This is a genomic window from Micromonospora sp. NBS 11-29, assembly GCF_002140155.1.
Lineage (GTDB): Bacteria > Actinomycetota > Actinomycetes > Mycobacteriales > Micromonosporaceae > Micromonospora.
In genome coordinates, this window is record NZ_NAPR01000017.1 from 309,240 (window position 1) to 330,927 (window position 21,688).

A 21,688-nucleotide genomic window follows, 5' to 3' on the forward strand; every position below is an offset into this window, starting at 1 on the left:
CGGCGGCCAGCCGCAGCCGCTGCACCGCCTCCGGCCGGGGGCGCGGCATCGTCCGCAGCAGGCCGATCCGACCGGCGAGCATGATGTCGGCGGCGGCCATGCCGGTCAGCAGCGAGATCTGCGCGTTGTGCTCCTCCATCGGGCCGGGACCGCGCAGCACCAGCCGCCAGCCGTCGCCGTCGGGCTCGACGTCCTGCTCGGGCAGCGGCAGGTTGATCGCNTCGGCTCGGGCAGCCGGTCGGCGTCGGCGTCGCGTTGCACCCCGCCGTAGTCGAGTTTCGCGCGGCTGCGTACCCGGGCCCGTTCCAGGCTGACCGCGACGGTGCCGCCGTCGGCGTCGAGGTCGATGGTCCAGAGCACGGCGGCCCGGTCGACGTCGGGCAGCAGGCTGGCCGCGCCCTCGCTGAGCGTGTGCGGGTGCAGCGGCACGTTGCCGTCGGGCAGGTAGACCGTCTGCCCCCGACGCCAGGTCTCCGCGTCCAGTTCACCGCCGGGGCGGACGTGGGTGAGGACGTCGGCGATCGCGTACCGGACGCGGTAGCCGCCACCGGGCCGGCGGGCGAGGTGCATCGCCTGGTCGAGGTCGCGCGACGTGGCCGGGTCGACCGTGACCAGCGGGACGTCGGTGCGGTCGGCGACGGCCGGCAGCGGCGCGACGGCCGCCGCGTCGGCCTCGCGCTGCGCCGCGGGCGGGAAGCTCTCGGGCAGCCCCAGCTCGCGGCGCAGCGCGCCGAAGTCGATGCGGGGCGCGAGTACGCGTCGGATCACCACGCGGTCAATCCTGACAGCGTCCCGCGGGTTCCGCCCATCGGCACGTCGGTGCCACGCATCCGATCGACGCGCTCGACCGGTGAGCCGCACACCTCGCCCCGGCCCGAGGTGTGCGGCGATGAGGCGTACCCATGTCCCGGCCCGGACCGGCGCGGGCGGTGTGCGGTGGCGTCAGGCGCGGCGGGCCGGTGCCTTGCGGGCGGTGGTCTTGCGGGCGGTGGTCTTGCGCGCGGTGGTCGTCTTGCGGGCCGGTGCCTTCTTGGCCGCGGTGGTCTTCTTCGCGGTGGTGGTCTTGCGGGCGGGCGCCTTCTTCGCCGCCGCCTTCTTGCCGGCGGTGGGACGCGTCGAGGCGGTGGTCTTCTTGGCCGGCGCCTTCTTCGCGGCGGTGGTCTTCGCCGTGGTGGTCTTGCGGGCCGGTGCCTTCTTCGCCGCGGTGGTCTTCTTCGCCGCGGGCGCCTTCTTCGCGGCGGGCGCCTTCTTCGCGGCGGGCGCCTTCTTCGCGGCGGGTGCCTTCTTCGCCGCCGGTGCCTTCTTCGCCGCCGTGGTCTTCTTGGCGGGCGGGGCCTTCTTCGCCGGGGCCTTCTTCGCCGCCGTCTTGCTGGCGGTGGCCTTCTTGGCGGGCGCCTTCTTGGCCGTGTCCCGGGTGGCCGGCGCGGTCCGGCCGGCGGCCTTGCCGGCGGTGGTCTTCCGGGCGGTCGTCCCGGTGGTGGCCGGGGCCTTCCGCGCCGCCGACACGACCTTGCGGGCGGCGGTCTTCTTCGCGACCGCCTTCTTCGCCGGCGTCCGTCCGGCGCCAGCGCCGGAGGCGTTCGGCGACGCCTTGGTGACCGTCGTCGTCCGACCCGGGGCGGTCCTCCTCACGGTCGTCCGTTTCGCGGCCGGGCGGGTGGCCTGCTGTGCTTCGGCCATCTCGGTTCCCTTTCCTGGGGACGTGCTCCCGCCCTCGCGGGAGNGCGGCCCTCCCCGGCCCAACGGGCGTCCTCGGCCTCCCACGCTTCGTTACGCTCCCGCACCTTCTGCAGGGCGTTCTCCGCGTCGGCGGCTGAGGCATACGGTCCGAGAACGTGCTTCGCGGGGCACACGTCGGCATCGGTCTCGACCCGGTGGTGTCGCGTGCACCAGAAGTAGTGCCCGCCACGTCCGTCGTCGCTCATGCGATCACTGTGCACCGGGAACCGCCCGGCCGCCACCGGAACGCCACAAATAGTCGTCGCCTTTCCACATTAGACCTGGTCGGGCCGGCTGCGACGGGGAACGACGGAAGACCGGCCCCACCGCCTCGCCGCGCGGCTCACCCGGCATGGGTACGCCGTCCTCGTCGGTCGGCCGGGCTGCTGACGCCCGGCGGACGGGTGCTCACCGGGGTGAGCCGAGCGGACCGAGACCGGTACGACGAGGAGGCCGGACGGGCGTCTTCTCCAGGCCGGTCTAGCAGGGGATTGCCTGATCGGCCATCGGTCGGCGAGTCCCACTTACGGGACCGGCGGGCGGGCGGCGCGGGCCGGCCAGGTAGATCATCAGTCGTCGAGGTGCAGGTCGGGGCTCCTTATGCGAGCCTCGACGGAGCATATTCGCGGGAGGCGCCCGCTGTCAGCCCGCTCCCACCCGAGCGGCCGCCGGCGCGTCCCGTCAGGATTGGGGAGAGGCACCGTGGGCAACCTTGACATCGCGCTGAAGAACGCGATGAGCATCGACGGCGCGATCGGCGTCGCACTCGTCGACTACACCAGTGGCATGACCCTCGGTGTGGCTGGGGGCAACGGGGAGGTCGACCTGACCGTCGCCGCCGCCGGCAACACCGACGTGGTCCGGGCCAAGCTGCGCACCATCGAGATGCTGAACCTCAACGACGAGATCGAGGACATCCTCATCACGCTCGGCAGCCAGTACCACCTGATCCGGCCGCTGAGCAACCGCACCGGCAAGGGCCTGTTCCTCTACCTCATGGTCAGCAAGAGCCGGGCCAACCTCGCGATGGCCCGGCACCAGTTGCGTGCGATCGAGGAGAGCCTGGAACTGTGAGCCGGGTGGACGATCTCCCCCGCCGTACCCCCGCCCAGGCCGGCGCCCTGCCGCCGCCGCGCGCCCTGCCGCCCTCGCTGGCCGGCAACCCGACGCTGCCGTACCCGGCCATCGGCCAGGAGTTGGCGGCGCTGCGGCTACAGATCCCCGGCGTGCACGGCTGCGTCCTCGGCGGCGTCGACGGCCTCCTCGTCACGCACAACCTGCAGAACGGCGTGGACCCGCACGACCTGGCCGCGCTCGCCGCGACCATGTTCGGGCTGGGCCGCCAGGTCGGGTACCGACTGGACCAGGGCGACTTCCAGCAGTCCACCGTCCGCAACGCGAACGGCTACCTCAGCGTGTACGCGATCAGCCCGCAGGCCCTGCTCGCGGTGGTCGGCACGGACAGCATCAACGTGGCGCGGCTGCACCTGCACGCCCCGACGACCGCCGCCCGCCTCGCCGACCTGCTGGACGGGGTCACGCCGACCGGCTCCTGACCCGATGCTTGGTCGCGCCGGTCCTGCTCCGGCGCGGCCGGCGCGGCGTCGCGGGACCGTCGGCGGCTGTGTTCGTGTCGCCGCCTACGAAGTTGATGGCAGAAACGACTCACCTGTGCGTAGGGGTGTGGCCAGCGCGCAGCACCAAGCCGCATGGTTTGTCGTGGCCGTCTCACCTTTGCCGAACATCTCGGACGAGCTTCGCGCCGACATGAGCCGCCTCAGGTCCCGGTGCGATCCCATGGCGCATGAGCGGCCGCCGCTGCGGACGCTGTTATCGACGAGCATCCCAAGGTCGTGTCGCGGTCGCCGAGAACAAGCTCCAACTACCAACGGACGTGCGCACCACGGAAGACTCCGACGCACCGGGACTGACCGGTCAGGGCCCGGTGCAACCTAGTCCAGGTCCCCGCGCCTGGCGGCGATCCAGGCCTCTACGTCCTCAGCGAGCCAGACATTGCCCATCTGAAGCGTGGCAACCGGCTCAGGGAAATCGCGCCTGCTGGTGATCTGGTAGACGCGCTGTCGGGAGACGCCGCCGAGCATGGTTCGGATCTCACCCGAACCCACCAACCGCAGCTTCCTGCCCATGACGCTGACGCTAGGCAACCGTCGACTAGGCGTGCGTAAAGTTGATAGAGGCCTAGTCGATGGTGGGCCTAGTTGCTTACTCTTTGCACATGACTAGGATGAAGTGGTTCCAGCGCCCGGATCACCCGATCGACTACGTGTCCGGCGAGCCATCCCGAGCAACACTTGGCGCAGCGACGCAGAGGTGGACCGGCCGAGGGACCGACCCCGCCCCGGTAGAGACTCCAAGGACCAAACCCGGCGTTTGGCGGTCAGTGGCAGCCCTCAAGCGCTTCCACCAGAGGTGAGCCATGCCGGTTCCCGAGCGTCAGCCAGAGCCCCCGTTTGCCGTCCTGATGGCTGGCTACGTCGTTGACTTCCACCATCGTTCAGCCTGCTCGAAGTGCGCTGATGACGGATGCCCTCGCCTGGCAGCGGCCGGCGAGACCCTACGCGCCTGGCGAGACAGGAAGAGCCGACGTGAAGGCCGGTGACCTTCTACATCTGACGCACGCAGCAAGCCCTCAGTTCGTACAGCCGATCTTCTTCCGCATCATCAAGGTTCGTACCGATCTTCACCCCNAATTCGCAGAGAGTTGTTCGTACTTAAATCGGGGGTTAGATTCCTGAACAAAGAAGCCCGGCGCCCCACTACACCACCATCCAGGCTCCGAGCTGGTGAGCGACGGTCGAATTGACCTGCATCAGACTGAGATCCGCATCCCGTCGGTCGTCACACGGACGGGTCCCAGGCGGCGAGCTGATCGAAGACACGTCGGTCGCCTTCGAACGTCAGCGAATCTAACGGTATGCGGCCGTAGAAGAACAGGACCAGGTCGCTGGCCGCGCCCCGGGCGAAGCGGGGAACCTGTGCCCCGTCGCGAGAAAGCCGAAGACGCCAGGATCGACCCTCGGTGGCGTGGTAATCGACGACGACGGGGGTGTGTGGCCAGGCGACCGTGGTCGCACAGAGGTCGGAGTGCCCCGGGTACGAAGCAAATCGTCGAAGGTGGCCCGCCTGTATAGCACCCCGACCATCGACGCCCCACACAGAACCAGCTCAGAGCCCTTGATCAGGTCTCCGAGCTGGTGGGCGACGGACGAGTCGACCTGTACGCCGGATTTTGTGCCCGGCTCGCCCGAAGGCGCGCCGGCGGCGGCCATCCATCTCGGCCTGCCGTTGCCGGCAGGCTCCAGCGGCCTACCCGCAGACATCGGGCGGGCCGCCCTCAAGCGTCTGCGCGGGTCGTCATCTTGCGGTGACGACCCTTTCTTGGCCTTGCTCCGGGTGGGGTTTACCGAGCCACCCCGGTCACCCGGGGTGCTGGTGGGCTCTTACCCCACCGTTTCACCCTTACCGTCCCGTGATGGGCCGGCGGTCTGTTTTCTGTGGCACTGTCCCGCGGGTCACCCCGGGTTGCCGTTAGCAACCACCCTGCCCTGTGGAGTCCGGACGTTCCTCGGCGACGGGCCGGGGCCCGCCGACGCGACCGCCCGGTCGACTCGTCCGTCGCGCCCCCATCCTAACGACTTCCCCGGTGCAGTCATGCGTGGCGGTTGTCGTATCCGACCCCGGCCCCGGGGAGCGACGCGCTGACCGGCCGGGCGGGGTGGCGTCCCCCGCTGGTGCCGGGGCGATCCGCCGGGTTCGTCCGTCCGGGCAGCCGTTCCGCTTTCGGGCGTACCCTGCCGTTTTCGGCCTGGCCCGCGGCGGCGGTCGACCGGACCGCGCGCCTCACCGCCCTGGGGTACGGCGGGCCGGGGTTCTACCCGAACGCGCACGGTGTGTTCCGCCATCATGATGCCGCGCCGGCCGCCGTGCCCGCGACCTGCGTCCACCTGGCGGTTCGGCGCCGGCGAACTGGCCCTGCACCTGACCGAGACGGCGGAGCGGGTGGTCCGCACGGCCGGCGGCGATGTTCGGCGGCGGGCTGCGCGGGTAACCGAGCCCATGCCCAGCGCTGAACCACAGCGGTGGCGCCGGATCTGGGCCACGAACCGGCAGCGGCTGCCGAACAACCTGCTCGTGGCGGCGCAGGCGGGGCTGGCCGCCACGTTGTCGTGGGTGGCGTCCCGTGAACTGCTGCACAACCCGCAGCCGACCTTCGCTCCGGTCGCCGCCGTGGGTGTGGTCGCCGCCGCGCTGGGCAACCGTTTCCGCCGGGCCATCGAACTGGTCGTCGGCGTGCTGCTCGGCATCGCGATCGGCGACCTGCTCATCGTCCTGCTCGGCACCGGAGCGCTCCAGACCGGCCTGGTCGTCTTCCTGGCCGTGGCCGCGGCGGCGGTCCTGCGCGGCAGCGGAGCGCTCCTGGTGCAGGCCGGCGCCACCGCCGCGTTGGTCGCCACGCTCACCCCGACCACACCCGACCTGGAGCTGCCCCGGACCGTGAACGCGCTGGCCGGCGCGCTCATCGGCCTGTTCGTGGTGCTGGTGCTGGCACCGCTGCACCCGCTGCGGGCGGTCCGCCGGGTGGCCGATCCCGCGCTGGACCACTTCGCCCGCGAGATGACCGCCGCGGCGGAGGCGCTCGCCCGGGCCGACGCCGAGCGGGCCGAGGAGGTGTTGGACCGGATGCGCGACGCCGAGCCGGAACTCGACCACCTGCTGGAGGTCGTCGGCGCGGCGGAAGAGGTGACGCGGCTCTCCCCGCCCCGGTGGCGGCGACGCCGGGTGGTGCACGCCTACCGCGACGGCGTCGAGCACATGGAGCGGGCGTTCCGCAACAGCCGCGGCCTGGTCCGCCGGATCAACACGACGCTTCAGGACGGCGAACCGGTGCCGCCGGAACTACCGGCCGGCGTCGAACGTTTCGGCGAGGCCGTCCGGCTGCTGAACCGGGACTTTCTCGCCGCCCGGGAGCCGGTGCGGGCGCGGGAACGGGCCCTCGACGCGGTCCGCGAGGGCGGCCGGGCCTACCGGCGGGGCCTGGGCTTCTCCGGCGCCATCGTGGCGTCCCAACTCCGGGCCGTCGCGAGCGACCTGCTCCGCGCCACCGGGCTGCCCCGGGAGGAGGCCCGCCGCCTGGTCCGGCAGGCAGCCGGCGGGTGACGCGGCGCGTCCCACCCGGGGCGTACTAGCCTCGGGGGATCATGGACCTCTCCGACGTCGCGCTCCTGCTCGCCGCCGGTCTCGCCGCGGGCACGGTCAACGCGGTGGCCGGCGGCGGCTCCCTGATCACGTTCCCCGCGCTGATCGCCACCGGGCTGCCGCCGGTGGCGGCGAACGTCTCGAACTCGGTGGCGGTCTTCCCCGGGTACGTGGCCGCCGTCGCGGGCAGCCGGATGGACCTGCCGCGCGGGCGGGCGCTGTGGTCGCTGCTGCCCACCGCGGCGGTCGGCACGGTGATCGGGTGCGTGCTGCTGCTGTCCACCCCGGCCCGCGCGTTCGAACTGGTGGTGCCGTTCCTGGTGCTCGCCGCCACGGCCGTGCTGGCGTTCCAGGACCCGCTGCGCCGGCTGGTCGGCCACCCGGCCCGGCTGAGCCCGCGCCGCCGTACCCTCACCGTGCAGGCCATGGTCGCGCTCGGCACGGTGTACGGCGGCTACTTCGGCGCGGCCCTCGGGGTGATGCTGGTGGCCGGGCTGGCCCTGGTGCTGGACGCCACGATGGCCCGGGTGACCGCGGTGAAGAACCTGCTCTCGGCCGTGGTGGGGCTGACCACGCTGGTGGTGTTCGCGTTGTTCGGCCCGGTGCACTGGGTGGCCGTCGCGGTGGTCGCGCCGGCCACCCTGGTCGGTGGGTACGCGGGCGCCCGGCTGGCCCGCCGGTTGCCCGGGATGGTGCTGAAGACGGTCATCGTGCTGTTCGGCACGGCGATCGGCCTCTACCTGCTGTGGCGCGCGTTGACCTGACGGCCGGTCAGTACGCCTCCCCGACCGGCTCCTCCGGGGCGTGCTCGGCGGTGCGGGCGGCCCGGTTCCAGATCACCCGCTCGCCGTAGCCGGCGGCCATCAGGTGGCCGAAGGCCAGGTAGACCAGCACGCCGACGGCGAGCACGCCGAAGCCGACCCAGAACGGCAGCGCCAGCCCGTGCTCGGCGAGCTTGCCGGAGATGATCGGGGCCGGCGCGGCGGCCCCCCAGCGGACCAGGTTGAACGCGCCGGTGGCGACGCGACGGTCGGCGGAGCCGAGGCCGAGCGCCAGGTCGGTGAGGTTGGCGTTGGCCAGACCCATGAACAGGCCGGCGACGACCAGCACGACCAGCGACATGGCGGTGCCGGTGGAGGTGGCGAACAGCACCATGCAGGCCAGCAGGCCGAGAACGGCCACGCCGACGGTCTGCACCGCGCCGATCCGGTGCGCCAGCCGGTGCCCGACCAGCAGGATGCCGGCGGCCAGGCCGAGGCCCCAGCCGGTGAACGCCAGGCCCAGCGGGATGACGTCGAGGCCCAGGTAGAGCGGCGTGTAGCCGAGGACCACGAAGAAGACGAAGTTGTAGGCGGCGGTGACCACGCAGAGCGTGACGAACGCCGGTCTGTGGTAGGTGGCGAGGATCTGCCCGACGCGTACCGGGGTCTGCTTGGTGGCGGGTTCGCGCAGCTTGCGCGCGGCGACGGCGAGCGCGAGCACCATGAACACGCCGCAGACGAAGAACGGCAGCCGCCAGCTCACCTCGCCGAGCAGGCCGCCGATCAGCGGGCCGACGGCGAAGCCGAGGCCGAGCGCGGTCTCGAAGAGGCCGACCACCCACTCCCGGTCGTGGGCCAGGTTGACCAGCACCACCATGGCGGTGGCGAAGAACATCGCGTTGCCCAGCCCCCAGACGCCGCGCAGCACCGAGAGCTGGACGATGTCGTTGCTGAACGAGGCGCCGATGGCGGCCAGGCCGACCACCGAGACGCCGGTGATCAGCACCGGTTTGAAGCCGAACCGCCCGCTGGCCAGGGTGGCCGGGATCATGCCGACGGCCATCACCGCGATGTACGCGGTGAAGAGCAACTCGACCTGCCACGCGGTGACGCCGATCGCCTCGCCGATGGCGGGCAGGATCGGGTCGACCACGGCGATGCCGGCGATGGCGAGGAACGCCACCAGCATGGTGGCGTAGATGGCACTGCGGTTGGGCTCGGATCGCCGATCCACTCCGCAACCTCCCAGATAGCTGTATGGTACAGGTAATTTCCTTGTATCATACAGCTATGAGCGACGACGTCCACGCGCACGAAGTCACCCTCGGCCGGATCGAGACCGAGGTCGCGTTGTTGATGCGGCTGGGCGAGGCCACCCGGCGCGGCACCGGCACGATGGAGCACCGGCTGCTCGACCGCGCCGCGTACGTGATCCTGCGGCACCTCGACGACGCCGGCCCGCAGAACGTCTCGGCGCTCGCCGCGCGGCTCAACCTGGACGGGTCCACGGTCACCCGGCAGGTCTCCGCGCTCCAGCGGGACGGGCTGATCGCGCGTACCCCCGACCCGGCCGACGGACGCGGCACGGTGATCTCCGCGACGCCGGCCGGGCTCCAACGGATGGCGGCGGTGCGGGCCGCCCGCACCCGCCTGTACGGCGAGATGCTGGCCGCCTGGTCCGAGACGGACCGCGACACCCTGGCAGACCTGCTGCACCGCCTCAACGAGGCGCTGGACGCGCGCAACCGTCGCCGCTGAGGCGGTTGTTAAGAGGGGCCCCCTCCTCTGCAGAATGCGTTAAGAGGGGGCCCCTCCTTCTATGCCACCGGTTCCGGCGCGGAGTCGGCGCGTTCGGCGGAGGCCCGCGGCGTCCCCTCGTCGGCGAGGTAGTCGTCGGGGGTGGTGCCGTCGGGGCCGTCGGCCACCTTCGCCGCCCGCAGCACCAGCGTGCCCAGCGCGGCCACCACCAGGTTCACCGCCACCGCGACGATCCCCACGTAGATCGTCTTCCTGGTGTCGAAGCCGAACTCGGAGAGCGGGAACGCCGAGCCGGCGAAGTGCTGCTTGCCGGTCACCGGGTTGCCGACCTGGTAGAGCATCCACATGCCCAGGCCCATGCCGGCCGCCCAGCCGGCGATCAGCGCGCCCCGGTGGAACCAGCGGGTGTAGAGGCCCAGCGCCACCGCCGGCAGCGTCTGGAGGATGATCACGCCGCCGATGAGCTGGAGGTCGATGGAGAACTGCGGGTCGAGGAAGACGATGCAGGCCACCGCGCCGACCTTCACCACCAGCGAGGTGATCTTCGAGACGTTGGCCTCCTGCGCCGGGGTGGCGTCCCGCTTCAGGTACTCCTTGTAGATGTTGCGGGTGAACAGGTTCGCCGCCGCGATCGACATGATCGCCGCCGGCACCAGCGCGCCGATGCCGATGGCCGCGTACGCCACGCCCGCGAACCAGTCCGGGAACTGCTGGTCGAACAGCAGCGGCACCACCGTGTTGCCGTCGACGCTGCCCTCCTTCGCGCCGGGCAGCGGCTTCACGTTCGCCGCGATGGCCATGTAGCCGAGCAGCGCGATCAACCCGAGCAGCAGGCTGTACGCCGGCAGCGCGGACATGTTCCGCTTGATCACGTCCCGGTTCCGGCTGGCCAGCACGCCGGTGATGCTGTGCGGGTAGAGGAACAGCGCCAGCGCCGAGCCGAGCGCCAGCGTCACGTACTGGAGCTGGTTGTTGGCGTTGAGCAGGATGCCGTCGCCGGGTGCGGGTGACGCCTGGAACTTCGCGTCCGCGGCGTCAAAGATGCTCCCCCAGCCGCCCAGCTTGTGCGGCAGGTAGACGACCGCGACCAGGATCACCACGTAGATCAGCGAGTCCTTGACGAAGGCGATCAGCGCCGGCGCCCGCAGCCCGGACTGGTAGGTGTAGGCCGCCAGGATCGCGAACGCGATGATGATCGGCAGGTGCCGGGCCAGCGCGCTGTCCCCGGTCACGCCCATGGTCTTGAGCACCGCCTCGATGCCGACCAGTTGCAGCGCGATGTACGGCATGGTGGCGACGATCCCGGTGATCGCGACCAGCAGCGCCAGCACCGGCGAGCCGAACCGGTTACGCACGAAGTCGGCCGGGGTGACGAAGCCGTGCCGGTGCGACACCGACCAGAGCCGGCACAGCACCAGGAACACGATCGGGTAGACCACGATCGTGTACGGCACGGCGAAGAAGCCGGCCGCGCCGGCCCCGAAGATCAGCGCCGGCACCGCCACGAACGTGTACGCGGTGTAGAGGTCACCGCCGACCAGGAACCAGGTGATCCAGCCGCCGAAGCTGCGCCCGCCCAGCCCCCACTCGTCGAGGTGGGCCATGTCCTGCGGCCTGCGCCACCGGGCCGCCACGAAACCCATGGCGCTGACCAGCAGGAACAGCACGGAGAAGACGATGATCTCGGTGAGGTGGTCGCGCCACATCAGTGGTCACCCCGCTTCTTCGTCATCCGGTAGACAAGCGTGGTGGTGCCGACGCCCAGCAGGATCCAGGCCAGTTGCAGCCAGTAGAAGCGCGGGAACCCGAACAGCCGGGGCGAGTCGGCGTTGAAGAGGGCCGGGATCAGCGGCACCACGATCGGGACGAAGAGCAACCAGTTCCACGGGCTCTTGTCCTTCGCCCTGGATCGCGCCGTCTCCAGCGCCTCCGGTTCCGGTGTGGCCATTGACAACCTCCGGCGAGTCGTAGCGGGCCTTGTGACCGCCGGAGGCTACGACCCGGCGAGCGGGGCGGGCATCGATCGGAGGACGCCGATTCGCCGAGCGGCCGCCGGGGTGCGCCGAACGGCCACCGGCCCCGGGGCGGCCGCTCGGGCCGGGCGGTCAGAGACCGGAGAGGTGGGCGGTGTCGTTGACCGAGCGGACCGCGACGCCGCCGTCCGGGTAGAGGTCGAGCACCGAGATCCCGGCGGTGTCCAGGTAGAGCCGGTGCAGGAACGCGTCCCCGGCGGCCAGCGCGTCGCGCAGCACCAGCTTGATCGGCGAGACGTGCGAGACGACCACCACGGTCTCCCCCGGGTACGCCGACCGCAGCCGGTCCACCGCCCGCCCGGTCCGGGCGGCGACCGCCTCGAACGACTCACCCCGGGGCGGCGCGACCCGGGGCGAGCCGAGCCACGCGTCCAGCTCACCCGCCCAGCCGTCGCGCACCTCGGCGAACGTGCGCCCCTCCCAGATGCCGAAGTCGCACTCGATCAGGTCGTCGTCGGGGCGTACCGGCGGGTTGCCGACCCGGGCGGCGATCGCCTCGGCGGTGGCCGTGCAGCGGGACAGCGGCGAGCTGACCACGGCCGCGACCGACGGCGCCAGCTCGGCCACCCGGGCCGCGGTGGCCCGGGCCTGGGCCCGGCCCCGGTCGGTCAGCGGCACGTCGCCCCGGCCGGAGTAGCGCTTCTGCACGGTGCGCTCGGTCTCGCCGTGCCGCACCAGGATCAGCCGGGTGGCCTCCTCGGTCGGGCGGGGCTCCCAGGAGGCCGGCGTGGTGGCCGGGTCGGTGCCGGTGGCCTTCGCGGTGGCGGCGCGGGCCGCCACCTCACGCGCCGCCGCGCGGGCCGCCGAGTCGGGGCCGGCGACCTGGCGCGGCGGTTCCGCGGTACGCGGCTGCGCGACCGTCGCAGGGCGGCCCGCGGCGGCGTCCATGGCGGCGTTGGCCAGGGCGTCGGCGTGCCTGTTGCGCTCCCGGGGAATCCAGGTGAACCGGACCGCGGTGAACCGGCCGACCAGCCCGGCGGCCTGGGCGGCGAGCGGACGCAGCCCGGGGTGCTTGATCTGCCAGCGGCCGCACATCTGCTCGACCACCAGCTTAGAGTCCATCCGCGCCTCGACCTCGGTCGCGCCCAGCTCGGCGGCGGCCTCCAGCCCGGCGATCAGGCCCCGGTATTCGGCCACGTTGTTGGTCGCCGTGCCAATCGCCGCCGAACGCTCGGCCAGCACCTCGCCGGTCTCCGGGTCCCGGACCACCGCGCCGTAGCCGGCCGGCCCCGGGTTGCCCCGGGACCCGCCGTCGGCCTCGATCAGCACCGTACGCACCGCCACGACGGCTACAGCCCCGACTCGTTGGTCCGAACCATGATCCGGCGGCACTCCTCGCAGCGGACCACGTCGTCCGGGTCGGCCTTGCGGATGCGGGCCAGGTCGGCGCCGGACAGGTCCAGCCGGCAACCGCCGCAGCGGCCGCCGGTCAGCAGCGCGGCGCCCAGGCCGGTGTCCTCGCGGATCTTGTCGTAGAGGGTGACCAGCTCCGCCGGGAGGTCACCGGCGAGCGGCTGGCGGGAGGTCCGCTTGAACTCCTCCTCCTTGGCGATCTCGGCGAGCGCGTCGTCGCGGCGCTGCTCGGTCGCGGCCCGGCGCTCCCGGGCATCGGCGAGACGCCCCTCGATGCCGTCGAGCACGCCCTGCGCGGTCTCCCGCTGCTCCATCAGCTCCAGCTCGGCGTCCTCCAGGTCGCTCTGCCGGCGGTTCAGCGAGACCAGCTCGTGCTGGAGCGCCTCCAGCTCCCGGGCCGGGCCGCTGCCCGAGGCCAGCCGGGCCTCGTCCTTGCTCTTGCGCGCCCGCACCTGGTCGACGTCCTTCTCCAGCCGGGCGATGTCCCGGTCCAGGTCGTCGACGGCCACCTGGGCCCGGACCCGCTCGTCCTCCAGCGCCGACAACTCGCGTGCCAGCGCCTCCAGCTCGGCCCGTTCCGGCAGGCTCCGGCGGCGGTGCGCGAGCTGGGCGAGCGTGGTGTCGATCGCCTGCAGGTCGAGCAGGCGACGCTGCACCTTCGGGTCAGCCTTCACGGTCGGGGCTCCTTGTCGTCCGGTCGGGGCGCGGCGGCGTGCACGGTCCAGGGGTCGGTGTCCAGGTCGGACACCAGGGTCTCGACGCCCAGCTCGTCGGCGAGGTGGGCGGCCAGGTCGTCCAGCCACGGCCGTTCGGTCGCCCAGTGTGCGGCGTCCAGCAACGCCGGGCCACCGGCGGCGAGATGCTCACCGGCCGGGTGGTGGCGCAGGTCCGCGGTGAGGAACGCGTCCACCCCGGCCGCGGCCGCCTCGCCCAGGAAGCCGTCCCCCGAACCGCCGCTGACGGCGAGGGTACGAACCATACGCCCGGGATCGCCCGCGGCGCGAACGCCCCAGGCGGTGACGGGGAGCACGGCGGCGGCCAACCGGGTCAGCTCGGCCAGGGTGATCGGGGTGGGCAGCTCGCCGATGCGTCCGATGCCCCGGCCCGGCCCGTCGGCGGGCGAACCGGGGCGGGGTGGGTGCAGCGGACGCAGGTCGGTCAGCGCGAACCGGGCGGCGAGCGCGTCGGAGACCCCGGGCGCGGCCACGTCGGCGTTGGTGTGCGCCACGTACAGGGCGACGTCGGCCTTGATCAGCCGGTGCACGATCCGCCCCTTGTACGTGGTCGCGGCCACCGAGGAGACGCCCCGCAGCAGCAGCGGGTGGTGGGCGATGATCATGTCCGCGCCGGCGGCCAGCGCCTCGTCCACCGTCTCCGGGACCACGTCCACCACGCAGGCGACCCGGCGTACCGGGTGGTCGGGCTCGCCCAGCACCAGGCCGACCCGGTCCCACTCCTGCGCCCAGGCGGGCGGGTAGCGGCGGTCCAGGGCGGCCACCACGGCGGCGACGGTGGGCGGCGATCCGGTTGTGCTCACGGCCGGCCAGCTTACCGGCGTCCGGCGGCGCACACGTCCACGGCGGTTAAGCGGGGCCCCCTGTACTACCGAATGCGTTAACCAGGGGCCCGTGCTTCAAGGCGGCCAGGCCGACCTCCCAGGGGAAGGCGTCCGCGTGCCGCTCGCCCGTCCCGGGCGGGTGCAGGCGCACCACCTGCTCGCCGAAGACCACCCGGATCCCCCACTCGGCGAGCCGGGCCAGGCTGGCCCGGAACGCCGGGTGCCCGGCCATCGCCTCGTTCGTGTAGGGGACGGCCGCGATCGGCACCCCGAGCCCCTGCGCCTCGACCAGCAGGCCGAGCGCCAGGGTGTCGGTGATGCCCGCCGCCCACTTGTTGACGGTGTTCACCGTCGCCGGGCAGACCAGCATGGCGTCGGCCGGCGGCAGCACGTCCGGGTCGTCCGGGTTCTTGTAGTGCGTACGGACCGGGTGCCCGGTCTGCCGCGCCAGCGCCGCCCGGTCGGCGAACTTCGCGCCGTCCGGCGTGGTGACCACGCACACCGCCCAGCCGTCGGCCTGGGCGAGGTCGACCAGCCGGCCGACGCGCCGGGCCAACGGCGAACCGCAGGCGATGACGTAGAGCACCCGACGGCGCCCGTCGATGGTGTGCGGACCGCTCATCCGATCCGGCCCGCGCTCATACTCCGACTCCCATCTGCTCAGCCAACTCCGCGATCGGCGCGGGCGGCGCACCCCGGGTGCGACGGAGCACGTCCGACATCACCTCGTGGGCGATCGGCCGGCACCGGATCTCGGAGGGCGCGAGCCGGTCGCCCTGCAACAGCATGTCGCCGGCGCTGGCGACGTCGCCCATCTGGGTGTACCCGCGGGCCAGGTCGAGCAGGTGGTGTGCGCGCCGCTCGGGCAGCAACGCGTTGAACTTGGACTCGACCAGCCCGAGGTGGGTCTCCACCGCCCGGCCGCCGTCGCCCAGCTCGACCGCCGCGGCGGCGCGGTGCAGCTCCAGGTTGGTCGGGCCGAACGAGGTCCAGTAGTAGTTGTGGTCGCCGCCGAGCAGGGCGGCCGCCTCAGCGGCACCGTTGATCAGGTCGTCCACGGTCGCCGAGTCACCGAGCCTGGCCGCGGCCATCGCACCCTGGAGCAGCAGGATGCCGTAGACGGAGAGACGTTCGGGCCGGAGGTCGTTCTCGCCGCCGGGAGCGAGCCGGTTGGCGATCCGTACGTTGAGTTCGAGCGCCGGCCGGGGGCGGCCCATCGCCACGAGGGCGTTGCAGACCCGGGTGGTGGCGATGCCGGCGAGCAGCGGGTCGTCGGCGCGCTGCGCCACCGCCATCGAACGGTCGGCGGCCAGCCAGGCCAGGTCGCACTCGCCCAGCTTGCGCAGCACCGAGGAGGCGATCTGGTAGACCTGGCCGAGCAGGTGGGCGGCCTCGCGGGCCTGGTCACCGCCGCCGTAGCAGGCGTCGGCGGCCTGGGCGTCGCGCAGCAGCTTCGGCAGTGCCCGGGTGAGCATGCCGTAGCGGCCGTACTGGTAGGTGAGCCAGGCGTGGTTGACCGCCTTGCGCATGTCGACCAGGGGCGGTGGCTGGGGCGCCGCGTCGAAGTAGGCGCTCATCGCGTCGTAACGCTCCAGGGCGGCCCGGATCTCCTCCACCTCGACCTGGTCGATGCAGTTGAGCGCGTCGCTGCGCCGCTCCGGGTCCCGGCCGTGCAGCAACTGCACGTCGATGCGGAGGATGTCGGCGATCTCGTAGAGCACGGAGAACTTGTCCAGCCGGCGTACGCCGCGCTCCACCTTGTCCACCCAGCTCTTGGACTTGCCGAGCCGGTCGGCGAACACCTGTTGGGACATCTTGCGGCGGCTCCGCCAGTACGCCACCCGCCGGCCTATGGGCAGTTCGTCCATCTTTGCCTCCCCTGCCGGCGCTTGGCCCCACCACCCTGTCCATCAGGTTTTCCCTGGTCGCACAGGGTGTGCGTCAGCCGTCCAGCTAGTTCTCGTAGTTTTCGTGCAAGTTGCACCGGCCGTTCGTCAACTCAACGATCGTGGGTTACGGCAGTGACGGTCCTCGACGTGTGACGGGTGGACGGTTCGGCGGGGCGAGAGGGGATGGCACACATGTGGGGCAACGTCCGACCGCGCGTCGCTCACCTGTCGTCGCTGGAGCGGGTCCGGCTGCGGCGCGTCGCCGTGCGGTACGCGCTGCACGGCTGGCCGGTCACACCCGGCGCCTGCCTGGCCAACCGGCGTTTCGTCTGCGGCCGGGCCGGCTGTCCCACCGTGGGCTGCCACCCGGCGCTGGAGAACTGGGAGCACGCGGCCAGCGCCGACCCGGCCCGGGTGGCCACCTGGTGGCGCAGCCGACCACACGGCCTGCTGCTGCCCACCGGACGGGCGTTCGACGTGCTGGAGGTCGCCGCCCACCTGGGGCGACGGGTGCTGGACACGGTCGCTGCCCACCCGGCCGGCTTCGGCGTACGCGGCCCGGTGCTGGTCACCCCGACCGGCCGGTGGATGTTCCTGGTCCGGACCGGCGACCCGCTGCGACCCGAGCTGGAACACTGCTTCCACGTGGTACGGCACGGCCCCGGCTCGTGGATCCCGGCCCCGCCGACCCGGCTGCCCGAGGGCACGGTGCGCTGGGCGGTCGCCCCCGAGCAGGCCCGCTGGCAACTCCCCGACTCGTACCTGGTGCAGAACGCGCTGATCGGGGCGCTGCGGGCGGCCGGCGTCACGCTCACCCAGGAGTTGCTTCCGGGACACCTCCCGCTGCCCCGCCGGGGGCGCTGAGCGACGGCTGTCCGACAGCGACCTCCCCGGCACCGGGCTCGTTGTGCCTGCCGAGGGCGCACACGCGCCAGAGCGGGGGTTGAGCATGTCCAGGGACGACGCGGCCCGCCACACCGGCGGCACCGAACCACCACCACGACACCCCCACCGCCCACGCCCATGGCCCTCCACCCACCCTCGGGGCGCCCGCCCCCGCCACCCACGACCCCCCACCCCCCGCCCCGCCACCCTCCACCGCCCCCTCCGCTGACCCCCACCCCNCCGTTGATCATGAAGTTAGCGGTGCGACACGCCGAGGCGAGGCCCGGTCAACTTCATGATCAACGGGATGGGTGACGGGGGAGGGTTCGGGAGTGGAACAGGTGGGACTGGTCGGTTATCGCGGCGTGTTGCCAAGGGGACGGCAGGTGGTCCAGCCAGGTGATGCCGGTGGGGGTGCCCATGGCCACCGCGGCGGTGGCGTAGGCGTCCGCCTCGCCCAGGTCGGGGCCGACCACGGTGACCGAGCGCAGGCCGACCGCGGGTGTGCCCCGGCGCGGGTCGACGACGTGGTGACCGCGCTCGTACACCCCGGAGGTGGCCACCGCCAGGTCGGTGCCGGCCAGCACCAGGCAGGTGGCCGTCGGGTCCCACGGATGCCGCACCCCGATCCGCCACGGCTCACCGTCGGCGGCGTGGCCGCGCACCCGCACGTCGCCGCCGGCGTTGACGCAGTGGTTCGGGGCGCCGGCCGCCAGCAGCCGGTCCGAGGCGACCTGCGCCGCCCACCCCTTGACGTAGCCGGACGGGTCCAGCCGCCCGGTCGCGTACGCGTCGAAGAAGCCGTCCGTGGCGGTCCACAGGTCGGCGCAGCGCTCCAGCACGGCCCGCAGGTCGTCGGATGCCTCGGCCAGCCGCAGCTCGCCCCGGTCCAGCCGGCACACCTCGCTGTCGTCCCGGTACGTGCTGAACCGCGCGTCCACCTCACGCATCCAGTCGAACGTGCGCTCGGCCAGTTCGTGCAGGGCTTCGGCGGGCAGGTCGTCGGCCAGGTCGAGGCTGATCGCCGTACCCATGATGTGTTCGACCCGGCGCAGGCCGGGCCGACCGGCGGCGGCCAAGCGGTCAGGCCTTGTCGAGTGCGCCCTGGAGCGACTGCTTGTAGGCGGTGCTGGTGTAGGTGGCGCCGGAGACGGTGTTCACATTCGCGCTCTGCTTCTCCACCACCTCGCCGGAACTGCCGCTGTAGCGGGCCTGCACGTCGTCGGCGAGCCGCCCCGGCTGTCCCCCGACCGGCAGGTCCAGCCCTCTGACGTCGACGATGCGGTTGCCGCTCAGCGTGATCTGCACCCGCACCTGGTGCTCTTTGGGACCACTACCGGTGGACGCGTAGGTGACGGTCGGCCCGGTGACCGTGCGCGTGGTGGGCTTCGGCGCCTTCGTGGTGGTCCTCGGCGCGGCCGGCGCGGTACTGGTCCGGTCGCCGCCCCGGCTGGCCGGCTTCCGATCCGGCTTCGCCGAGGGCGAGGCCTTGGCTGAGGCCGAGGCCGAGGCCGGAGCCTTGGCCGAGGCGCTGGGCGCGGCGGTCACGCCGTCGGGCGCGGGTGTGCCGCCGGGGGCGACCGGGGCCTGCGCGGCCGGCACGTCACCGGCGGTGGCCGGCCCGGCGCCCGGGCCGCCCTTGAGCACCACCAGCGCGGTGGTGCCGGCGGCCAGGCCAGTGATCGCGAGGAGCGCGCGACGCATGGAGGGTGCCTCTCTTACAACTCGAACGCGGTGAGGTGGATCTGGCGGCGGGGCACGCCGGCCGCCCGCAACACCTTGACGGACTCGTCGACCAGGCCGCCGGGCCCGCACAGGTAGACGTCGCGACGGGCCAGGTCGGGCACCAGCCGGCGCAGCCCGTCGGGGTTCATCACCTGGCGGGGGCCGGGGTCGTCGCGGCGGCCGATGACGTACCAGACCGAGGTCTGCCGGGCCTGGGCGAGCCAGTCCAGCTCCCGGTGCAGCAGCACGTCGGCGGGGGTACGCGCGCGGTAGATCAGCGCCGCGCCCGGCGGCAACTCCTCCAGCATCGCCCGCAGCGGCGCGATGCCGCTGCCGCCGGCGATGAGCAGGGCACGCTCCCGGGTCCGGTGCGCGGCGGTGAACGTGCCGGACGGGCCCTGGGCCCACACCCGGGTACCCGGGGTGAGGTCCCGCAGCTCGGCGGTGTGCCCGCCGACGACCTTGACGGTGAGCCGCAGCCAGCGGCCGTTGCCGGCGGCGGAGAGCGAGAACGGGTGCGACTGCCACCAGCAGCCGGGGTTGAGGAAACGCCAGCGGAAGTACTGCCCGCCGAGCAGGTCGATCTGGTTGAGCCGGGCCCCGGTCAGGTAGATCGAGATGGTGTCCGGGCTCTCCGCCACCACGTCGGCCACCCGCAGCCGGTGCCGCAGGTTGAACACCAGCGGCTTGACCCCCCGGCCCCACAGCAGCGCGGCCACCACCAGCAGGTACGCGGCGATCCAGCCGGTGCGCACCGGGCCGGATTCGTAGAGCTGGGCGCCGTTGCTGAACTGGTGCGCGTAGCCGAGCAGCAGGGTGAGATAGCTGGTCAGGTGCAGCGCGTACCAGAGTTCGTAGGGCAACCGGCGGCGCACGCCGCGCACCGCGGTCAGCCCGACCGCCACCAGGACGCCGGCGGCGACGAACGCGGAGAGCATGTCCTCGTAGTCGGTCAGCAGCGTGGCGACCTCGCCGAACACCGAGTTGCGCTCCTGCCGGGCGTAGCCCACCACCAGCAGCGACATGTGCGCCAGCACCGCCACCAGCAGCGTCGCGCCGACGTCCCGGTGCAGCCGGGAGATCCGCTCCCCGCCGAGCGTGCGTTCCAGCACGCCGAGCCGGCTCATCATCAGCACCTGCACCAGCAGCAGGTAGCCGGCGATCAGGCCGGTGACCCGGCCACCGGCGGTGAGCACGTCGGCGGTGTCGGCCAGCGAACCGGCCGGGGTGTCCAGCCACCACGGCACGACGGCGGCCACCAGACCGAGCCAGAACACCGCCGCCAGCGTCCGCCGGCCGCCGGGTCCGCGCCGCGGCCGACCCGGGGGTACGGGGGCAGCCGGACGGCCGCCGTACGGGGCGGGATGCCCGGTACGACGGCCGGCGGCGTCAGTGTCCTGGTAGGTCACGCGTACATCTTGATCGGGGTGAACTTCTGTCGGGGGAAGACCTTGTCCACCTGGGCGGCGGTCAGGCCGAAACGCCCCTGGGCCACCGAGCCGTAGACGTTGAACATGTTGTTGTACTCCGGCACGTCGCCGCTGTCCAACTTGTCCAGACCGTTCCAGGTGCCGAGCAGCGAGCTGGCGAGCTTGCGCCCGGACAGCACGGTGACCACACCGCCGTGGCCGTGGTCGGTGCCGCCGCTGTTCGAGGCGACCCGCCGGCCGAACTCGCTGGACACCATGACGGTCACGTCCGCCGCCTGGTCGCCCAGGTCGGTGAAGAACGCCGCCATCGCGTTGGCCAGCTCGTTGAGCCGCCGCCAGAGCTGGCCGCCCTCGCTGGTGCCCTGGTTCTCGTGGGTGTCGTAGCCGCCCATGCCGACGGTCGCCACCCGCACGTTCGCCCCGCCCTTGATGAGCTGGGCGAGCTGCTGGAACGCGTTGCCGACGCCCTCGTACTTGACGCCCTCGGCGGCGGCGTACGGCTTCGCGGCGAGCTTCTGGGCGGTGGACAGCGCGCCCATCCCCTCGATGACCGCCTCCTCCACCGGGTGGTTGATCCCGGTGAACAGGCCGCGGATCGCCTTCTCGGTGGCCGCGCGGTACTTGTCGTCGCCGTTGAGCCGCAGCTCACCGACGTTGTTGAGGGAGATCGCGCCGTTCACGCCGACCAGCGAGCGGGGCAGCGTGCTGCCGATCCCGACGCTGCGGAACGCGGTGCCCTTGCCGAGCGCGTCGACCAGGCTGTCCAGCCAGCCCCGGCCGCCCGTCTCGCCGGGCAGGCCGCCCAGGTTGCAGGCGTCGGCGGCCTGGAAGTGGCTGCGCGACAGCCGCGGGTCGGAGACCGCCGGCACGAACCCGAGCTGGCCGGCCTTCAGCCACTTCTCCAGCGGGGCGAACGCGCTGGTCAGCTTGAAACCGCGGGCCAGGGCCAGGGAGTCGTTGCCGAGCAGCAGGTCCGGGCGGGCCTTGTTGAGCACCGGGTCGCTGGCCGGCGCGACCAGACTCAGCCCGTCCAGCCCGCCGTAGAGGAAGACGTGGATCAGCGTGCCGGTCTTGGTCGCCGCGAACGATGCCGAGGTGGTGACGAACTGGGCGGTCGCCAGCGCGGTCGCGGTGGCCGCGGCGCCGGCCACGAAGGTACGCCGGGTGACGCCCCGGCCGTCCTGCTGGGCCTCCTCGACCTCCTCCAGCCGGCGGTACCGGTCGGCCTCGGCGGCGTTCTCGGCCGCGACGATGTCCGCCTCGGCGCGCAGCAGTGCCTCGGCCGGGTTGTCGGCCAGCCGTCGCACATCGGGGCATTCGGGGTGCAGGGGGTACGGGTTCACGGTCATCTCCATCGAAT

21 protein-coding genes and 1 other RNA gene are annotated in these 21,688 nt (G+C 72.6%); 6 read left to right on the forward strand and 16 right to left on the reverse strand.

All coding sequences use genetic code 11. The features are described from left to right. Window positions 1-105: 105 nt before the first annotated feature. A complete protein-coding gene (locus B1205_RS32120; protein ID WP_441338535.1) occupies window positions 106-861 on the reverse strand; it encodes an RNB domain-containing ribonuclease in 756 nt (251 codons plus the stop codon). Between the two features lie 81 nt (window positions 862-942). Further along, a complete protein-coding gene (locus B1205_RS22075) occupies window positions 943-1,680 on the reverse strand; it encodes a histone (protein WP_089157329.1) in 738 nt (245 codons plus the stop codon). A gap of 741 nt (window positions 1,681-2,421) precedes the next feature. On the opposite strand from B1205_RS22075, the gene B1205_RS22085 reads away from it, so the two are divergent. Then, complete coding sequence (locus tag B1205_RS22085) at window positions 2,422-2,793, forward strand: hypothetical protein (protein ID WP_089157330.1); 372 nt, start codon at window positions 2,422-2,424, stop codon at window positions 2,791-2,793. Further along, window positions 2,790-3,275 (forward strand): roadblock/LC7 domain-containing protein, encoded by a 486-nt coding sequence (locus B1205_RS22090; RefSeq protein WP_089157331.1) that lies wholly within the window; start codon window positions 2,790-2,792, stop codon window positions 3,273-3,275. The genes B1205_RS22085 and B1205_RS22090 overlap by 4 nt, the downstream gene beginning before the upstream one ends. A 396-nt stretch (window positions 3,276-3,671) precedes the next feature. Here the strand turns inward: B1205_RS22090 and B1205_RS22095 are convergent, their stop codons facing one another. Further along, window positions 3,672-3,866, reverse strand: a complete 195-nt coding sequence (locus B1205_RS22095) for a helix-turn-helix transcriptional regulator (RefSeq protein ID WP_254910122.1) — start codon at window positions 3,864-3,866, stop codon at window positions 3,672-3,674. Between the two features lie 1,076 nt (window positions 3,867-4,942). Then, an RNA gene (rnpB, locus tag B1205_RS22105) (RNase P RNA component class A) lies at window positions 4,943-5,351 on the reverse strand. Between the two features lie 445 nt (window positions 5,352-5,796). On the opposite strand from rnpB, the gene B1205_RS22110 reads away from it, so the two are divergent. Then, window positions 5,797-6,897, forward strand: coding sequence for an FUSC family protein (locus tag B1205_RS22110; protein ID WP_089157392.1), 1,101 nt, complete (start codon window positions 5,797-5,799; stop codon window positions 6,895-6,897). Between the two features lie 41 nt (window positions 6,898-6,938). Continuing rightward, window positions 6,939-7,700, forward strand: coding sequence for a sulfite exporter TauE/SafE family protein (locus tag B1205_RS22115; protein WP_089157334.1), 762 nt, complete (start codon window positions 6,939-6,941; stop codon window positions 7,698-7,700). 7 nt (window positions 7,701-7,707) lie between these two features. On the opposite strand, the gene B1205_RS22120 is transcribed toward B1205_RS22115, so the two are convergent. Then, window positions 7,708-8,931, reverse strand: coding sequence for an MFS transporter (locus B1205_RS22120; RefSeq protein WP_089157335.1), 1,224 nt, complete (start codon window positions 8,929-8,931; stop codon window positions 7,708-7,710). A gap of 56 nt (window positions 8,932-8,987) precedes the next feature. Between B1205_RS22120 and B1205_RS22125 the strand changes: the two genes are divergently transcribed. Beyond that, the gene (locus B1205_RS22125) at window positions 8,988-9,455 is read left to right on the forward strand and encodes a MarR family winged helix-turn-helix transcriptional regulator (RefSeq protein WP_089157336.1); all 468 of its coding nucleotides are present in this window, start codon (window positions 8,988-8,990) and stop codon (window positions 9,453-9,455) included. Between the two features lie 59 nt (window positions 9,456-9,514). Here the strand turns inward: B1205_RS22125 and mctP are convergent, their stop codons facing one another. From mctP to B1205_RS22160, 7 genes are all read right to left on the reverse strand, one after another. Then, a complete protein-coding gene (mctP, locus tag B1205_RS22130; protein ID WP_089157337.1) occupies window positions 9,515-11,161 on the reverse strand; it encodes a monocarboxylate uptake permease MctP in 1,647 nt (548 codons plus the stop codon). Beyond that, entirely contained in the window at window positions 11,161-11,403 is a 243-nt protein-coding gene (locus B1205_RS22135) for a DUF3311 domain-containing protein (protein WP_089157338.1), read from the reverse strand. The genes mctP and B1205_RS22135 overlap by 1 nt, the downstream gene beginning before the upstream one ends. A gap of 157 nt (window positions 11,404-11,560) precedes the next feature. Beyond that, window positions 11,561-12,772 (reverse strand): bifunctional RNase H/acid phosphatase, encoded by a 1,212-nt coding sequence (locus B1205_RS22140; protein ID WP_089157339.1) that lies wholly within the window; start codon window positions 12,770-12,772, stop codon window positions 11,561-11,563. A gap of 5 nt (window positions 12,773-12,777) precedes the next feature. Beyond that, window positions 12,778-13,515 carry a zinc ribbon domain-containing protein gene (locus B1205_RS22145; RefSeq protein ID WP_089157340.1) on the reverse strand — a complete coding sequence of 246 codons (738 nt, stop codon included), beginning with the start codon at window positions 13,513-13,515 and terminating at the stop codon, window positions 12,778-12,780. Further along, window positions 13,512-14,378, reverse strand: a complete 867-nt coding sequence (locus tag B1205_RS22150) for a Nif3-like dinuclear metal center hexameric protein (protein ID WP_089157341.1) — start codon at window positions 14,376-14,378, stop codon at window positions 13,512-13,514. Before B1205_RS22150 ends, B1205_RS22145 begins: the two co-directional genes overlap by 4 nt. A 46-nt stretch (window positions 14,379-14,424) precedes the next feature. After that, window positions 14,425-15,021, reverse strand: coding sequence for a flavoprotein (locus B1205_RS22155; RefSeq protein ID WP_089157342.1), 597 nt, complete (start codon window positions 15,019-15,021; stop codon window positions 14,425-14,427). Window positions 15,022-15,037: 16 nt separating this feature from the next. Continuing rightward, window positions 15,038-16,267, reverse strand: a complete 1,230-nt coding sequence (locus B1205_RS22160) for a helix-turn-helix domain-containing protein (RefSeq protein ID WP_089157343.1) — start codon at window positions 16,265-16,267, stop codon at window positions 15,038-15,040. Between the two features lie 204 nt (window positions 16,268-16,471). Here B1205_RS22160 and B1205_RS22165 point away from each other — a divergent pair, with 204 nt between their 5' ends. Further along, window positions 16,472-17,152 (forward strand): bifunctional DNA primase/polymerase, encoded by a 681-nt coding sequence (locus tag B1205_RS22165; protein ID WP_176308727.1) that lies wholly within the window; start codon window positions 16,472-16,474, stop codon window positions 17,150-17,152. 320 nt (window positions 17,153-17,472) lie between these two features. Here the strand turns inward: B1205_RS22165 and B1205_RS22170 are convergent, their stop codons facing one another. The 4 genes from B1205_RS22170 to B1205_RS22185 are packed head-to-tail and all read right to left on the reverse strand — an operon-like array spanning window position 17,473 to window position 21,677. Continuing rightward, window positions 17,473-18,207 (reverse strand): FAD:protein FMN transferase, encoded by a 735-nt coding sequence (locus tag B1205_RS22170; protein WP_089157393.1) that lies wholly within the window; start codon window positions 18,205-18,207, stop codon window positions 17,473-17,475. A gap of 49 nt (window positions 18,208-18,256) precedes the next feature. Continuing rightward, complete coding sequence (locus B1205_RS22175; protein ID WP_089157345.1) at window positions 18,257-18,877, reverse strand: FMN-binding protein; 621 nt, start codon at window positions 18,875-18,877, stop codon at window positions 18,257-18,259. Between the two features lie 14 nt (window positions 18,878-18,891). Next, on the reverse strand, window positions 18,892-20,307 hold the full coding sequence (locus tag B1205_RS22180) for a ferredoxin reductase family protein (protein WP_089157346.1): 1,416 nt from the start codon (window positions 20,305-20,307) through the stop codon (window positions 18,892-18,894). Continuing rightward, on the reverse strand, window positions 20,304-21,677 hold the full coding sequence (locus B1205_RS22185) for a DUF1501 domain-containing protein (protein WP_254910127.1): 1,374 nt from the start codon (window positions 21,675-21,677) through the stop codon (window positions 20,304-20,306). The genes B1205_RS22180 and B1205_RS22185 overlap by 4 nt, the downstream gene beginning before the upstream one ends. Between the last annotated feature and the right edge of the window lie 11 nt (window positions 21,678-21,688).

What these genes read in the sequence shown, in the direction of transcription:
- B1205_RS22075 (WP_089157329.1), bottom strand. Translation starts at nt 1,680, where the DNA reads ATGGCCGAAGCACAGCAGGCCACCCGCCCGGCCGCGAAACGGACGACC.
- B1205_RS22095 (WP_254910122.1), bottom strand. Translation starts at nt 3,866, where the DNA reads ATGGGCAGGAAGCTGCGGTTGGTGGGTTCGGGTGAGATCCGAACCATG.
- B1205_RS22110 (WP_089157392.1), top strand. Translation starts at nt 5,797, where the DNA reads ATGCCCAGCGCTGAACCACAGCGGTGGCGCCGGATCTGGGCCACGAAC.
- B1205_RS22115 (WP_089157334.1), top strand. Translation starts at nt 6,939, where the DNA reads ATGGACCTCTCCGACGTCGCGCTCCTGCTCGCCGCCGGTCTCGCCGCG.
- B1205_RS22125 (WP_089157336.1), top strand. Translation starts at nt 8,988, where the DNA reads ATGAGCGACGACGTCCACGCGCACGAAGTCACCCTCGGCCGGATCGAG.
- mctP (WP_089157337.1), bottom strand. Translation starts at nt 11,161, where the DNA reads ATGTGGCGCGACCACCTCACCGAGATCATCGTCTTCTCCGTGCTGTTC.
- B1205_RS22135 (WP_089157338.1), bottom strand. Translation starts at nt 11,403, where the DNA reads ATGGCCACACCGGAACCGGAGGCGCTGGAGACGGCGCGATCCAGGGCG.
- B1205_RS22155 (WP_089157342.1), bottom strand. Translation starts at nt 15,021, where the DNA reads ATGAGCGGTCCGCACACCATCGACGGGCGCCGTCGGGTGCTCTACGTC.
- B1205_RS22160 (WP_089157343.1), bottom strand. Translation starts at nt 16,267, where the DNA reads ATGGACGAACTGCCCATAGGCCGGCGGGTGGCGTACTGGCGGAGCCGC.
- B1205_RS22165 (WP_176308727.1), top strand. Translation starts at nt 16,472, where the DNA reads ATGGCACACATGTGGGGCAACGTCCGACCGCGCGTCGCTCACCTGTCG.
- B1205_RS22170 (WP_089157393.1), bottom strand. Translation starts at nt 18,207, where the DNA reads ATGGGTACGGCGATCAGCCTCGACCTGGCCGACGACCTGCCCGCCGAA.
- B1205_RS22175 (WP_089157345.1), bottom strand. Translation starts at nt 18,877, where the DNA reads ATGCGTCGCGCGCTCCTCGCGATCACTGGCCTGGCCGCCGGCACCACC.
- B1205_RS22185 (WP_254910127.1), bottom strand. Translation starts at nt 21,677, where the DNA reads ATGACCGTGAACCCGTACCCCCTGCACCCCGAATGCCCCGATGTGCGA.